The organism is Bradyrhizobium sp. MOS001, assembly GCF_004634465.1.
GTDB classification, from domain to species: Bacteria; Pseudomonadota; Alphaproteobacteria; order Rhizobiales; family Xanthobacteraceae; genus Bradyrhizobium; species Bradyrhizobium barranii.
Window position 1 is genome coordinate 12985 of record NZ_SPVJ01000053.1, and the last position, 14224, is coordinate 27208.

General features: G+C 64.3%; 15 protein-coding genes. 6 read left to right on the forward strand and 9 right to left on the reverse strand.

Annotated features, from left to right (window positions below; translation table 11 throughout):
* Nucleotides 1-4 precede the first annotated feature (4 nt).
* Entirely contained in the window at nt 5-712 is a 708-nt protein-coding gene (locus CT676_RS37160; RefSeq protein ID WP_135216636.1) for a hypothetical protein, read from the reverse strand.
* 223 nt (nt 713-935) lie between these two features.
* Between CT676_RS37160 and CT676_RS37165 the strand changes: the two genes are divergently transcribed.
* The 3 genes from CT676_RS37165 to CT676_RS37175 all read left to right on the forward strand — a co-directional run bounded on the left by CT676_RS37165 (nt 936) and on the right by CT676_RS37175 (nt 2462).
* Nucleotides 936-1265, forward strand: a complete 330-nt coding sequence (locus CT676_RS37165) for a hypothetical protein (RefSeq protein WP_014494286.1) — start codon at nt 936-938, stop codon at nt 1263-1265.
* 106 nt (nt 1266-1371) lie between these two features.
* A complete protein-coding gene (locus tag CT676_RS37170) occupies nt 1372-1902 on the forward strand; it encodes a gamma carbonic anhydrase family protein (RefSeq protein WP_028150041.1) in 531 nt (176 codons plus the stop codon).
* A gap of 206 nt (nt 1903-2108) precedes the next feature.
* Complete coding sequence (locus CT676_RS37175; protein ID WP_135216637.1) at nt 2109-2462, forward strand: hypothetical protein; 354 nt, start codon at nt 2109-2111, stop codon at nt 2460-2462.
* Between the two features lie 221 nt (nt 2463-2683).
* On the opposite strand, the gene CT676_RS37180 is transcribed toward CT676_RS37175, so the two are convergent.
* From CT676_RS37180 to CT676_RS37205, 6 genes are all read right to left on the reverse strand, one after another.
* A complete protein-coding gene (locus tag CT676_RS37180; protein WP_135216638.1) occupies nt 2684-3175 on the reverse strand; it encodes a hypothetical protein in 492 nt (163 codons plus the stop codon).
* Between the two features lie 177 nt (nt 3176-3352).
* A complete protein-coding gene (locus tag CT676_RS37185; protein WP_135216662.1) occupies nt 3353-4084 on the reverse strand; it encodes an aspartate/glutamate racemase family protein in 732 nt (243 codons plus the stop codon).
* A gap of 20 nt (nt 4085-4104) precedes the next feature.
* Nucleotides 4105-4983, reverse strand: coding sequence for an ABC transporter permease (locus CT676_RS37190; RefSeq protein ID WP_135216639.1), 879 nt, complete (start codon nt 4981-4983; stop codon nt 4105-4107).
* 3 nt (nt 4984-4986) lie between these two features.
* On the reverse strand, nt 4987-5946 hold the full coding sequence (locus CT676_RS37195; protein ID WP_135216663.1) for an ABC transporter permease: 960 nt from the start codon (nt 5944-5946) through the stop codon (nt 4987-4989).
* 4 nt (nt 5947-5950) lie between these two features.
* Nucleotides 5951-7240, reverse strand: a complete 1290-nt coding sequence (locus CT676_RS37200; RefSeq protein WP_028150047.1) for an extracellular solute-binding protein — start codon at nt 7238-7240, stop codon at nt 5951-5953.
* Nucleotides 7241-7282: 42 nt separating this feature from the next.
* Entirely contained in the window at nt 7283-8269 is a 987-nt protein-coding gene (locus CT676_RS37205; RefSeq protein ID WP_135216640.1) for an ABC transporter ATP-binding protein, read from the reverse strand.
* A gap of 268 nt (nt 8270-8537) precedes the next feature.
* Between CT676_RS37205 and CT676_RS37210 the strand changes: the two genes are divergently transcribed.
* The gene (locus CT676_RS37210; protein WP_135216641.1) at nt 8538-9245 is read left to right on the forward strand and encodes a GntR family transcriptional regulator; all 708 of its coding nucleotides are present in this window, start codon (nt 8538-8540) and stop codon (nt 9243-9245) included.
* Between the two features lie 14 nt (nt 9246-9259).
* On the opposite strand, the gene CT676_RS37215 is transcribed toward CT676_RS37210, so the two are convergent.
* On the reverse strand, nt 9260-9466 hold the full coding sequence (locus tag CT676_RS37215; protein ID WP_063982481.1) for a hypothetical protein: 207 nt from the start codon (nt 9464-9466) through the stop codon (nt 9260-9262).
* Between the two features lie 356 nt (nt 9467-9822).
* On the opposite strand from CT676_RS37215, the gene CT676_RS37220 reads away from it, so the two are divergent.
* Together CT676_RS37220 and CT676_RS37225 are read left to right on the forward strand one after the other, a co-directional pair.
* Nucleotides 9823-11175, forward strand: a complete 1353-nt coding sequence (locus tag CT676_RS37220) for an amidohydrolase family protein (protein ID WP_135216642.1) — start codon at nt 9823-9825, stop codon at nt 11173-11175.
* A gap of 451 nt (nt 11176-11626) precedes the next feature.
* Nucleotides 11627-13390 carry a CYTH and CHAD domain-containing protein gene (locus CT676_RS37225; RefSeq protein WP_135216643.1) on the forward strand — a complete coding sequence of 588 codons (1764 nt, stop codon included), beginning with the start codon at nt 11627-11629 and terminating at the stop codon, nt 13388-13390.
* Between the two features lie 118 nt (nt 13391-13508).
* On the opposite strand, the gene CT676_RS37230 is transcribed toward CT676_RS37225, so the two are convergent.
* Complete coding sequence (locus CT676_RS37230) at nt 13509-14132, reverse strand: transglutaminase-like cysteine peptidase (RefSeq protein WP_028154093.1); 624 nt, start codon at nt 14130-14132, stop codon at nt 13509-13511.
* Nucleotides 14133-14224: the final 92 nt, after the last annotated feature.

A 14224-nucleotide genomic window follows, 5' to 3' on the forward strand; every position in this document is an offset into this window, starting at 1 on the left:
GCGCTCATCCCTTCGGTCCGCGCAATTGCGCTGACAGCCTGTCCTGCGCTTCGGCGACATCGCGCCATTGCGACAGCCAGCTCCGCGGAAAACGGAAGGTGAGATCGGCGCCGCCGACACGGCGTTCGGAGAGGCACATGCCGGGCGTGGCGGCATCGCGCGTGCAGCGTGCGGTCAGCGCGGGGCTTGTCGCGGAATAGAAGTCCTCGCTGCCATAGGGCGTGTCGGCGCGGAACATCCGCATCGTCAGGCCGTCCGCCGCACTGGTCGCGGCCTGGTCGAGATAGCGCGGATAGATCGTGGCTGTTCGCTGCTCCGGCGCCAGCGCATCGTGATGCGCCGATATCGAGAGGAAGACACGGTCGATCGGTTGCATCGCCTCTTCCACGGTGTCGGCGGTGACATGTTTCGGCGCGCCCGGCGGCTCAAGCGAAGGGTAGAGGAAGTCGAGATCGATGCGCTCCTGCGGCCCGGAGTGCCGCTGGATCTTCATCCTGATCGCGGTCGTGGGAACGTTGAACAGCGTGCCGCCGACGCTCACCGGCAGCCGGTCCGGAGCATTCGCGCCGCCCGAGCCCCAGGTCGGCCACAGCAAATAGGCGACGAGCGCCACCGCGCCCAGCGCCGCAATGCCGCCGAGCACGATCGGGACGACATGCGCCCGAGGGTGCGTCCTGGAGGACCGAAGGGGAGCTGCCGAAAACATCGTCATGAGCTTGCGCAAGTCGAACCGGGAAGTCGGCCGGTGGCCGACGAATCAGCGGCGAATATGCCATGCGGCGGCGAATTCGCGGAGCGTTCCCGGCCGCCGGGACGGGGGAGGGCCCTGCGCGGATCGGCCACCGACGTTAACCTTCCCTTAAGGATAATGTAGCGTTAACCGGCACTCTTTGTCACAGGAAGGCTCCGGCGTTGCGTAAGGGCGGACCGTTCCGATGACACCTGAAGCCTTCAATTCTCTGTTCTCGATCTGCATCGGTTTCGCGCTCGCGGGAGCGCTCGTGAACGGATACCAGGCGTTTGCCCAGCGGCCTGCCGGCTTCGGCCTGTTGCAGGACGGCGTGGCGCCGAAGACGTTTGCCGCGGTTCCGTTCCTGGTCTTCGCGGCGCCCTTCATCATCATGCGCAACACGTTGCGTGGCATGCGGGTGGAAAGCCGCCGCGTCGAATTCGTGATGATGGCGACCGTCATCGCCGGCTTCTGGAGCATGATGAGCGGCACCTTCTTCCTGATGACGCTACGCGCCGCCGGCGTTCTGGTCTGACGCTTCCGTTGCACGGGATACTCTGCGTCCCCTGCGTGGCGCGGCGGCCCTTTGCCTCAGCGTCGCCGTTTCGCTATGGCTGGGGTTGACGCGACAGGAGAACCCCATGGCGATCTACGAGCTCGACGGACAGGCACCCGATCTTCCCGCCGACGGGAATTACTTCATCGCCGAGACCGCGACCGTGATCGGCCGCGTGCGCCTGAAGCCGGGTGCGAGCGTCTGGTTCGGCGCCGTGCTGCGCGGCGACAATGAATGGATCGAGATCGGCGAGGGCGCCAATGTGCAGGATGGCTCGACCTGCCACACCGACCTCGGCTTTCCCTTGGTCATCGGCAAGAACTGCACCGTCGGCCACAACGTCATCCTGCACGGCTGCACGATCGAGGAGGGCGCGCTCGTCGGAATGGGCTCGATCGTGATGAACGGCGCGAAGATCGGCCGCAACAGCATCGTCGGCGCGGGCTCGGTCATCACCGAGGGCAAGGAATTTCCCGAACGCTCCCTGATCATCGGCTCGCCCGCGCGCGTGATCCGCACGCTCGACGACGCCCAGGTGCAGAAGATGGGGAGTGCGGCGAGGTTCTACGTGGCCAACGGCCCGCGCTTCAAGAAAGGCCTGAAGCGGATCGGCTGAGAATAGCCGCGGGCCGCCGAGAAGATGGCGGTCGCCGCATAGCGGTCCGCGCGCGCCGCGCGTCAGCTTCCTTCGGATTCACTTGCTTCGATCGCGGCTGCTGATGCTCGCGCGGAAGTGAGGCAGTAAGGCTGTCAGGAAGGCGCGGGTGACGTTAGCTTGGTCCCGCTTTGAGCGTGGAACGTCTCCACGCGGAGGATTGAGTGATGTTACGCAAGATGATGATGGCGGCGCTGGCCGTCGCGGCAGTCGGCTTGTCGGCGCCGCAGGCGGCCGAGGCGCGGGGCGGTTTCGGTCATGGTGGCGGCGGCTGGGGCCACGGTGGTGGCTGGGGCCATGGCGGCCACTGGCGTGGCGGCGGCTTCTGGCCCGGAGTGGCGATCGGGGCAGGTCTTGCCGGCGCCGGCTACTATGGCGGCTATTACGGCTACGGCTACGGCGACCCCTATTACTATGGTACCGGCTACGACGACGGCGGTTACGGCGGCTGCTATGTCGCGCGGAAGCGTGTCATGACGCCGTCGGGCTGGCGTGTCCGCCGCGTGGATGTCTGCGAATAGCGGCCACGAGGCTCAGCCAGACTAGGAAGCCTGATCTGCCAAAAGACTGGACCCACTAAAGAACAAGGCCGTTGACGCAGTATACCGTCAACGACCTTGCCAGCCCCGGACATTGAAATCGGCTCACGCCATCCGGTAACCGGGAGCATGGCGCGGAATCATACGGGGGAATGTGATCCAGTTCACATGTGGAAAAATTTAAGTCGCAGGCCCTGACCCGGCTAGCCGCGCGAACGCTTGCGGGCGCTGGCGTGGACACGGCGCGACGGTTTCCTGCGGGTAACCGAGGGTGTCTCCGCTTCCGTGGCCCGGGCGCTGGCAAAGGACTGCCGAAGGCCGTCGATGGACTCGTTCAGCGTCGTGACCTGTTCGGACAGGCGCTTGGTGTCGGCCTGCTGCGCCGCCATCAGGCGCTTCATGGTCTGGAGTTGGTCCTGCACGACCTGGAGCTGGTCGATCGATTCCTGCTGCGTCGCCTCCAGACCCTTGGTCTTCTCGACGAGTTGCTCGGATGCCTGGGCCGTGCGGGCCTGGAGCTGCCGCGACGCCACCACCCGGTCGGTCTCAGGAGTTGCACCGGTAGAGGCGCGCCAGATCGCAATCGAGGTCACGCCGGCGATGAGGAGCAGGAGGGCTGCGGCGGTCAGCGCAATCGGCTGGGCGCCAAGGCGAAGGAGGGGGTTGGACGGCCTGTCCTGGGCGAGATCGATCATCGCTGACAAAACCCAAATTGAAACTTGGTGAGTGGCGAAGTGCGGCAACCAGAGGTCGCCGGGACGTCCCGAAAGTGTTACCATTCGGCAACAAATGGGACCAAAAAGAGGCTAACGGCAAAAAACCAGCAATCAGCTGGTCTTGGGACCCCTGAAGGTCCTCGAAAAGAGCCGGGATCAAGGCTGGAACGGCGAAAACGGTCCGGAATAGGTCTTCGAGCGCGGAGCCGCATAGGGCCCGAGCCGGGAGGTTTTCAGTCCCAGCCGCACCAGTGATTCTGCCAGCGTGACCGCCGCGGCGACGCCGTCGACCACGGGCAGGCCATGTGTGGCGGCGAGCTCGGCGGCGAGGTCAGCCATGCCGGCGCAGCCGAGCACGATGGCTTCCGCCCGATCGTCACGGACCGCGGCGGTGATCTCGGCGGAGATCCTGCCGAGGGCATCGGCATTGCGCTCCTCGAGCGCGAGCACCGGGACCTCGGCGGCGCGGACGCGAGCGCAGCGCTCGGCGAGACCGTATTTCCGCAAATTATGCTCGATCGGCACGATCGAGACACCGAGCGTCGTCACCACGGCAAAGCGCGCCGCGATCAGGCTCGCCATGTGGAAGCCGGCTTCCCCGATGCCGATCACCGGCGCTTTCGCGGCGGCACGCGCGGCGTCGAGGCCGGTGTCGTCGAAGCAGGCGATGACGTGGGCGTCGGCGCCGTCGCGATCGGCGTCGCGGATGCAGCCGAGCATGCCGGGCACGGCGAAGGCTTCGTCGTAAAAGCCCTCGATCGAGACCGGGCCCATCGCGGGCTGGCGCGCATCGATCAATGTGTCGGGCAGGGCGACGCTGCGTGCTGCAGCGGCGATCTTCGCCGTCATCGACGCGGTGGTGTTGGGATTGACGACGTGCAGCCGCATCAGTTCAGACAAGCCCCTTGTCAGACAAGCCCTTGGCCGGCATCCGAGCCCTTGGCCGCCTGCCGTTTGTTGAGCATGTGGATGGTGCCGAGTGCAAGGGCGATCACGGTGAACGACACCGCCGAGATCACGGTGCCGAGCGCATAGATATCGGGGTTCGTCACGGTGGTGGTGAGGCCCTGGAGATCGAGCGGCAGCGTGTTCACCGCCCCGATCGCCTGGCTGGAGCGGGCGAGCTCGTCCCAGGACAGCGTGAAGCCGAACAGGCCGATGCCGATGACGGAGGGCAGAATGATTGGCAGCACGACATGACGGAAGGCCTGCCACGGCGTCGCGCCGAGATCGCGCGCGGCTTCCTCGAGCCTGGGATCGAAGCGGTTGAAGATCGCGAACATGATGAGCAGGCCGAACGGCAGCGTCCAGGTCAGGTGCGCACCTAAGCCCGAGGTCAGCAGGCCCATCGAGGTCTCGAAATTCTCGTTCCGGTGCGCCTTGATCAGGTCGTCGATGATGCGGAATTCAAGCGAGATGCCGAGTGAGGTGATGATCGAGGGAACGATGAGGCTCGCGATCGCCGAGTAAAACAAGATGCTCTGCGCCTTGAACTTGCGGCGGAAGGCCATGCCGGCGGCGACCGACAGCACGACGGTCACGACCATCACGATCAGGCCAAGCAGCAGCGAGCGGCGGAAGGCCGCGCCGAGATCGACGATGCCGGTGCCCTGGAACAGTTTTGCGATCCAGAAGGTCGACACGCCATTCATCGGGAAGGTGAGGCCGCCCTGCGGGCCCTGGAACGAGAGGACGTAGATCGCGATCATCGGGCCGTAGAGAAACAGCACATAGGCCGCGAAGAAGATCGCGAGCACGTAGAACGAGCGCGGGCGTCCCTCCTTCATGCTCTAGAGCTCCTTCTTGATGTCGACGATGCGCGACATCATGGTGATGATCAGGAAGGTGATGATGAGCAGGATCACGGCGTTCGCGGCGGCAGCCGGGAATTGCAGCGCGTTCACCCGCGTCTCGATGATCTTGCCGGCGGCGGCGATCTGCTGGCCGCCCATCACGCCGATGGTGATGAAGTCGCCCATCACGATGGTGATGACGAAGATCGAGCCGATCACGATGCCGGGCTTGGAGAGCGGGATGATGACGTTGACCAGCGTCTGGAAGCCGGTGGCGCCGGCGTCGTAGGCCGCCTCGATCAGCGACTTGTCGATGCGCACCATCGAATTGAAGATCGGCACCACCATGAAGAAGGTGAAGAGGTGGACCAGCGCCAGCACCACGGAGAATTCGGAGAACAGCAGCCATTCCAGCGGATGGTTGATCAATCCGCTCTTGACCAGTCCGGAGTTCACGAGGCCGTTGCGTCCGAGCAGCGGGATCCAGGCGATCATGCGGATGACGTTGGAGGTCCAGAACGGGATCGTGCAGAGCAGCGACAATCCCATCTGCCAGGTCTTGGACTTGACGTGGAAGGCGAGGAAGTAGGCGACCCAGAAGCCGATGAAGAGCGTGATGACCCAGACCAGGAAGCACAGCTTCAGCGTCTTCAGATAGGTCTTGGCGATGGTGCAGAGATCGGGGAGTTGCGTGATGCAGCCCTCGAACGTGTCGGTGTAGCCGCGGCCGGAGAAGGCCGGCAGCAGCTGGTATTCGTTGTAGTCCCAGAACGAGACGATGACGACGAAGACCAGAGGGATCAAGAAGAAGGCGAGAAACACCAGCATCATCGGCCCGGCCTGGAGCCAGGAGATGAAGGAGGGCGACAGGCGCGTCGCTTTCGCGGCGCGCGCCGTGCCCGACCCCGGGATCAATCCCGGGGACGCCTGTTGCAGGATGTCCTCTGACGTGTCCATCACGTTAGGCCGCGATGAACTCGTTCCACTTGCGGACCATGTAGTCGTTCTCGTCCATCACGGCGTTCCAGCAGGCGACGCCGCCCATGCGGTCCTCGTAGGAGCCGCCGTCACGCACTGCGCCGGCCTTCTCGAGCAGCGAGCCGTCGGGCGCCTTGATGTCCTTCTCGGCCGGCTTGCCTTCCATCCAGTACGCCCACTCGTACGGCTCCATGTGCGCCTTCGCGGTCGAGAGCACGGCGGAGTAATAGCCCTGGCGGTTGAGATAGGCACCGGCATAGCCGGACAGGAACCAGTTCACGAACTCATAGGCCCATTCGAGCTTTGCACCCGACACGCCCTTGGAGACGCAGAAGCCCGAGGCCCAGGAGCGATAGCCTTCCTTGAGCGGCTGGAAGGTGCAGGGGATGCCCATCGAGCGCACCTTCGTCACGGCCGGCGACCACATCGACTGGATCACGGTCTCGCCGGAGGCCATCAGGTTGACGCTCTCGTTGAAGTCCTTCCAGAAGGCGCGGAATTGCCCCGCCTTCTTGGCCTCGGTCATCACCTTCATGGTGAGATCGATCTCTTCCTTGGTCATGTTGCCCTTGTCGGCATATTTGTACTTGCCGGTGGCTTCCACGACCATCGCGGCATCCATGATGCCGATCGAGGGGATGTTGAGGATCGAGGCCTTGCCCTTGAATTCGGGATTGAGCAGCTCCGACCACGAGCTGATCGGGCGCTTGATCAGGTCGGGACGGATGCCGAGCGTGTCGGCGTTGTAGACGGTCGGGATCAGCGTGACGAACTCGGTCGCCGACGTCGCGAACTTCTTGGAGTCCTTGCCTTCGAGATAGAGCACCTTCCAGGGTGCCGTGCCCTGGCCGCCGATCTTCTTGCCGCCGGGCGTCTCGCCCTTGGTGAAGACCGGCGTGATGTTGTCGAATTCCTTGATCTTCTTGGCATCGAGGGCAAGGATGTTGCCCGACGGCACGATCTTCTTCAGCGAGAAATATTCGGTGTCCAGCACGTCGAAGGAGTTGGGCTGGGTCATCACGCGCTTGGTGACGTCGTCGGTGGTCGCGGTGATGTATTCGATCTTGATGCCGGTGTCCTTGAGGCACTGCTTGGAGATGTCGTCGCCTTCGTTCACGGCGGTGCCGAGATAGCGCAGCACCTTCGCATCGGCCGATTTCACATAGGGGAAGCCGGTGATGGCACCGGAGCCGGCGGCGAGGCCCGCGAGACCTGCGGTGCCCTTGAGCAGCGTGCGGCGGCTGACGCCCTTCGTCCTGGTGGTCTCGGTCATATCAGTCACTCCTCTGTTGCGCATTCCAGTGATCGATCGGCGCTATTGCAGGCGTTGCGCCTTGGCGGGATCCCAGGTGGCCAGCACGCGATCGCCCGGACGGAACGGGTGGACGTCGAAGGCGGCCTCGGGGAGGTGGGAGAACAGGGCGGTGCCGTCGTCGAGCGTGAGCGAGACGGCGATGTAGGAGCCCTGGTACTCGGTCTGCGTCAGCAGCGCCGGCGCGCCGAACGCGCCCTCGGCGAACGGCGCGATGCCGAGCTGATCGGCGCGCACGGCGATGAGGCTTCCGGCGTCGCTGAGGACGTTGTGGCCGCCGATGAAGCGCGCCACGAATTCGGTGCGGGGGCGGTGGAAGATCTCGCGCGCGGTGCCCTGCTGTTCGATCCGGCCCTGGTTCATCACCACGATGTGGTCGGCGAGCGCCATCGCTTCTTCCTGGCCGTGGGTGACCTGGATGAAGCTGATGCCGAGCTCGCGCTGAAGGCGCTTCAACTCGCCGCGCATCCTCACCCGCAGGAACGGATCGAGCGCTGAGAGCGGCTCGTCGAGCAGCAGGATCTGCGGCTCGGTGATCAGTGCGCGAGCCAGCGCCACGCGCTGCTGCTGGCCGCCGGAGAGTTGGGCCGGGAGCCGGCCCGCATAGGGTGTCATCGCCACCAGCTCGAGCAATTCGCCGGCGCGCCTGTGCCTGGTCGCGCGGTCGACGCCTCGCATTTTGAGCGCAAACGCCACATTGTCGAGCACGGTCAGATGCGGAAACAGCGCGTAGGACTGGAACATCATCGCCGTGCCGCGCTTGGCGGGCTCGAGGTCGGTCACGTTCTGCGCACCGAGAATGATGTCGCCTTTGCTGACCGCCTCATGGCCCGCGATCATCCGCAAGGTCGAGGTCTTGCCGCAGCCGGAGGGGCCGAGCAGGCAGCAATAGGTCCCGGCCGGGATCTTCAAATTGACGGTGTCGACCGCCAGCGTCGTGTCGTAGCGCTTGGTGACGGCGACCAGTTCGAGGGCGGCGGGAGTGGCCATGGCGTGTCCAAGGGAGGGGCGATGCTCCCGTCTCTCCGCAAGGTCCGTGCCAACCGCCCTTGGCCGGCTAAATTCCAGAACTGTGCAGCAGAGTCAGGTCGTTAGATCGAATCCGCCGCCTTCGGCCGTCCCAGCACCCGTCTGTCTCGCTGCACACAAAACGGGCGCGGATTGTATAAACTTTTGCCTGTGATTGGATACAGGTCGTCGACTAACATTCAAGGCCGAACGTCGCCGATCGAGCCCTCACACCCAACCCTTCGAACTGATGGCCGCCAAGACTCGCCCGAAATCCGACGCGCCAGATGCGAGCGATCGCGTCAGCCGTATCAGTGAGGGGGTGACCGCCGCGATCCTCGAGCATCGCCTGCTGCCCGGTACGAAGCTCGGCGAGGACGAGATCGGCGAGATCTACGGCGCGAGCCGCACGCTGGTCCGCACGGCGCTGCAGCAGCTTGCGCATGAAGGCATCGTCAACATCGAGAAGAACCGCGGCGCCTTCGTCGCGCGGCCGACGCCCGGCGATGCCCGTGAAGTGTTCGAGGCGCGTCGCCTGATCGAGCCAACCATCGTCGATCACGCGATCGATGCGGTGTCCCCGGCCTGGATCGACCGCCTCCAGCAACATCTCACCGAGGAGCGCGAGGCGGAGCTGCGCGGTGACGCGCGCGCCTCGGTCCGGCTCTCCGGCGAGTTTCATCGCCTCGTCGCGGAGATGAGCGGCCACAGTATCTATCTCGGCTTCCTGAAAGAGCTGATCGCGCGCTCCTCGCTCATCATCCTGCTCTACCGCCGCCACGACACGCCGGCCTGTGGCACCGATCATCACGCCGGCATCGTCGCCGCGATCCGCAAGCGCGACAAGCAGGCTGCGCGCGTGCAGATGCTGTCACATCTGGACGAGATCGAGGCCGAGCTGTTCTTGAAGGATCCCGCCGCCGACGAGTTGCGGCTCGCCGACGTGCTGGGCGTGTGACCGCCTGCCGTCTGTCAGAACGGACGTTCCTGATTTCGCCTCATGATCTTGAGCACCAGCAGGACGGCTCCGAGGACGAGCAACAACACGCCGACGAAAGTCATGCCGCTGTATTCGAACGTCACGCCTACGGCCGTCAGCAGGCATCCCAAGATGATTGCGATGAGCCCGCCGAGCTTCTTGGCCAGCAGGATGCGTCCGTCACTCGTTTGCGCCACCATGTTACGCCTCGTCATTTGAATTCTACAGACGACCGCAAGCCCTCCTGCCCAGCGGCTCAAGTCGCGTAGACCGCGCAGGATCGTACTCCCGAGCGAGAAAGTTGCAATCTACCGTTGCTGGCGGGTCGAAATCGATAGTGCGTTTTAATTTGAGTTCGACGCGAGTGCGACAGGTGCACTTACCCATTCGCCTATCCAACTTGATGGGGACGCTTCTCTTCGCGTCCGTATGGCTGATTTGCAAAACCTCCCTGTGGTTGCAAATTGACTCGATGCGGTTTGCAGGCATCAATCCATAGCTGCATCCCGCGGTGTCAGCTGGCTGGCGTTCGCCCGGATCTGCGTGGAGATTGGACATGTGGGGTTGGACCACGCCGGCCGGACTCTTCAGAGCCGCCGCATTGCTTGTGTCGATTGGAAGCCTCGGTAGCCCGTTGCCCTTACAAGCCCAGCAGGACTCCGCCGTCCTGTTCCGCGACGTTCGGATCTTCGACGGAAAGAATGCCACGCTCTCGGCCGCGTCCAACGTCCTGATCAGGAACAGGAAGATCGAGAAGATTTCGACCGCCGATATCGCGGCCACCGGTCAGGTGATCGACGGCGGCGGCCGGGTGCTGATGCCGGGACTGATCGACGCGCATTGGCACGCGATGCTGGTGCGCCCGACGCCGGCCGCGGCCCTCGGCGATGTCGGCTACAACAATCTGCTCGCCGCCAGCGAGGCGACAGCGACGCTGATGCGCGGCTTCACCACTATACGCGACATGGGCGGGCCGAGTTTCGGCCTCAAGCGGGCCATCGACGAGGGTCTCGTCGCCGGTCCGCGCATCTATCCGTCCGGCGCCATCATCACCATCACCGGCGGTCATGGCGATTTCCGCCAGCTCACCGATCTGCCGCGAACCATCGGCGGCATGCTCAGCCGCATGGAGCTGATCGGCGGCAGCCTGGTCGCCGACAGCCCGGACGAGGTGCGCGTGCGCGCGCGCGAGCAACTGATGCAAGGCGCGTCGCAGGTCAAGCTCACGGCGGGCGGCGGCGTCGCATCGCCCTTCAGTCCGCTCGATGTCTCCACCTTCACCGAGCCCGAGCTGCGCGCCGCTGTCGAGGCCGCGGACAATTGGGGCACCTATGTCGCCACGCACGCCTATACGCCGGTCGCGATCCAGCGCTCGATCGCAGCCGGCGTGAGATGCATCGAGCACGGTCATCTCATGGACGAGGCGAGCGCGAAGCTGATGGCGGAGAAGGGAATCTGGCTCAGCACGCAGCCGTTCCTGGATATGTCCATGGCTGCCGCGCTCGGGCCTTCGGAACAGGACAAGATGCGGCAGGTGGTTGCCGGCACCGACCGCGTCTATGCGCTGGCGAAGAAGTACAAGATCAAGACCGCGTTCGGCACTGACGTCCTGTTCTCGAAGGCATTGGCGGACAAGCAGGGCTCGATGCTGGCCGCACTGACGCGCTGGTACACGCCGGCCGAAGCGCTGACGATGGCGACGTCGACCAACGCTGAACTCTTGAGCCTTTCGGGCCTGCGCAATCCCTATCCCGGCAAGCTCGGCGTGGTCGAGGAGGGCGCGCTCGCCGATCTCCTGCTGGTCGACGGCAATCCGCTCGACGACATCAAGCTGGTCGAAGATCCCGCGAAGAATTTTGTGGTGATCATGAAGGACGGCAGGATCTACAAGAACAGGCTCGCGCATTGATGCGCGCTGGGCAGGTGTGAGCCCGCGAAATTCAATCGCTTCTAGTCGCGCTCGTCGGGAACCGGCTTTCCTGGTCGAGAGCCTTTTGCGATCTCCGGGAGCGCAGGAGGCCGCGCGGGGCTTGTCACAATCTCCGGCCTGTCACCATCGGAGGCGTGACTTCTGAGCGTCTCCAAAACCAGAAAGAATTTTTCTGCTAGCATGAGTCAAGCTCGCTGACGCGTTCATCTCGGTTTCGAGAACGCCGAGATTCGCTATCAATTCGATCACTTACTGTACGCGGCGGCAATTTAATTCGTCACGCCAGACGAATTATGACAGTTCCGCCCGATCTTTAGCGTCGCGCGTGTCGCATGTGGACGATGATGCGTTGCGACGTAACGTTACTATTCCTTGTGGGCCTGACGAGCTATATGCTGCGCTCTGTCATCAAACCGTCATGTCACCGGAAATGTTGAAATCAGACGCTACGCCGGCTCGCAAAACCATGAGCGCGCCGGATGGGAATCCTGTCCCCAAGGACAGCAACAAGAGAACGGACGTCGTCGCCGGCTTCCTCAGGCAACGTGACGCAGCCGAGCCCGACCCGGAACATGCGATCGTCGAAGGCGCTGTGATTGATCAGACGCCATCGCAAGACACGACGCCTGCACCGGAGCCTGCCCAGTCCGGCACTGCTGCGCGTCCCGCCGGTGAGATCGAGCTCAAGCTTCTCGTCGATGCCGATCGCATGGCGCATTTCAACGCCGCGCCGGTCATCACGGCCAACGCGCGCAACAAGGGCACGCGCAAGCATCTCAAGTCGGTCTATTACGACACGGCCGAGCGCCTGCTTCGGCGCAATGGCCTGAGCCTGCGTGTCCGCCAGAGCGGCGCGCGCTTCGTGCAGACGGTGAAGACGGACGCCGCGGACGATCCGTTGCGTCGTGGCGAGTGGGAGGCGAGCGTGTCGTCGCTTGCGCCCGATCTCGCTCTGGCGATGCCCTTCATTCCGGAGAAGCTTCGTAGCCACCTCGTGACGCAGCCGCTCGAAGCCGTCTTCACCGCCGACATCCGTCGTCATGCGAGGATGATCGACTTGCCGTCCGGCGCGGTCGAAATCGCCTTCGATCAAGGCGAGCTGACGGCTGGCGATCGCACGCTACAGGTGAGCGAGATCGAGCTTGAGCTGAAGAGCGGCAGCGCCAGCACGATCTATGAGGTCGCGCTGCGGCTCGCGGAGCAGGGTGCGGTGAAGCCGTCTATCCGTACCAAGTCGGCGCGCGGCTTTGATCTTGCCGCCGATGAGCCGCCCCCGGCACGTCGCCCGCGAAAACTTCGCCTCGATGCGTCGGTCACGCTCGACGAGGCCTTCGCGACGATCCTGCGCTCCTGCTTCCTCCATCTGCTTCAGTCGCTGCCGGCGGCCGAGGACGGGCGCAACCCGGAAGGCGTGCATCAACTCCGCGTCTCGCTGCGCCGGCTGCGATCGGCGCTCGACCTGATGCGATCGGTCGGTACGCTCAGCAATCTCGACGTGCTGCGGTCGGAGGTCAAATGGCTGGCGCAAGACCTCTCCGCCGCGCGTGATTGGGACGTGTTCCAGCTCGAGACCTTGCCGACGATCGCACAGGCCTGTCCGTTGGTCGCCGGCTTCGATGCGCTGGGCCGGGCTGCGGCCGAGCGCCAGTCGGACGCCTATCGCAAGGCGCATGATGCGCTCGACGATCGCCGCTGCGCCGTGTTCCTGATCGGTCTCGGAAACTGGATCGAGACGCGAGGCTGGCGCAACGACGTTGCCGCCGAAGATCTCGGCCAGCTGGCCGAACCTGCCGTCGACTTCGCGCGGCGCATCTTGTCGGAGCAATACGCCAAGGTGCTCAAGCGCGGCCGCCGCTTCAAGTCGCTTCCTGCCGAGGAGCTGCACCGGGTGCGGCTCGCGACCAAGCGGCTGCGCTATCTCAGCGAGTTCCTGCTGCCACTGTACGAGGATCGCAAGTCGGCGCGACGTTTCTCGCGCGGGCTCGCAGCCTTGCAGGAGGAGCTTGGCGCTTTCAACGACATGGCGGTCACGGCATCGCTGCTCGATGGGCTCGGTACTGAACCCGACAGCGCCATCGCGGCCGCGGCGATCGCCGGCTGGCAGGCCCGTGCATCGATCGGCGTGCAGCCCGCTTTGCAACGCACGTGGCGCGATTTCACTGCGGCACGCGTGCCCTGGTCGTCGCAGGGCTGATTGCTCTCCCCAAAAAAGTTGCGGCCAGCCATTGGGGGATGGCTGGCCGCGCGCGAACCGGTCTGGGACGGGGAGGGGTGGGGATGTGACCGGGCCGCGTAACTCGTTTTCCTGACTGCTAGTTCTTGGCGCTGGCGGTGGAGACCGCCGGCTTGGTGTCGCCGAGCGAGACCCAGACGTTGGGATCGCTCTGTGACTGGCGCTTGACGAAGCGGTAGCCGGTCTCCGTCCAGGCAACGACGTTCTCGTTCTGATTGTCGAGAACGAACTCGCCCTTGTCGGTCTTCACCGTCAGCACCGCGTGTCCTTCGCCCTTCTTGTCCCGCACGACGGTGATGAGCAGGGCCTCGCGCGGCCATCCGGCATCGATCAGCATCTTGCGCTTCAGCAGCACGTAGTCTTCACAATCGCCGTAACCGTCGGTCGGCAGCGACCACTTCTCGATCACGCCCCAGTGCTCCTGGTCGGTCAAAGGCTTGACGGTCTCGTTGACCCAGCGATTGACCTTGACGAGGTCGCGCCATGCGGCCTGCGACATCACGATGTCGCGCGGTTGCGTCGGCGCGCCCTGGCACTGGGCGGCATTATCCGCACAGAACTCGACCCAGCCGATCGGCGCACGCGTGGTGTCGCCGAGGCTCGCGTAGAGCAGACGGCCTTCGCCGGCCTGCGCTGCCGCGCTGATCCCGAAGAGCATGGCAGCCAGTGCCAGCCCTTTCCCCTGTCCCCTGAAGTCCAACATTGCGGCCCCCGTTTCTTGTTGGGACCACATTTCGCATGGAGCTTTTGAGTTGCCGCTAAGTCGGCCAAGTCAAGTCGAGACGAATACAAGTA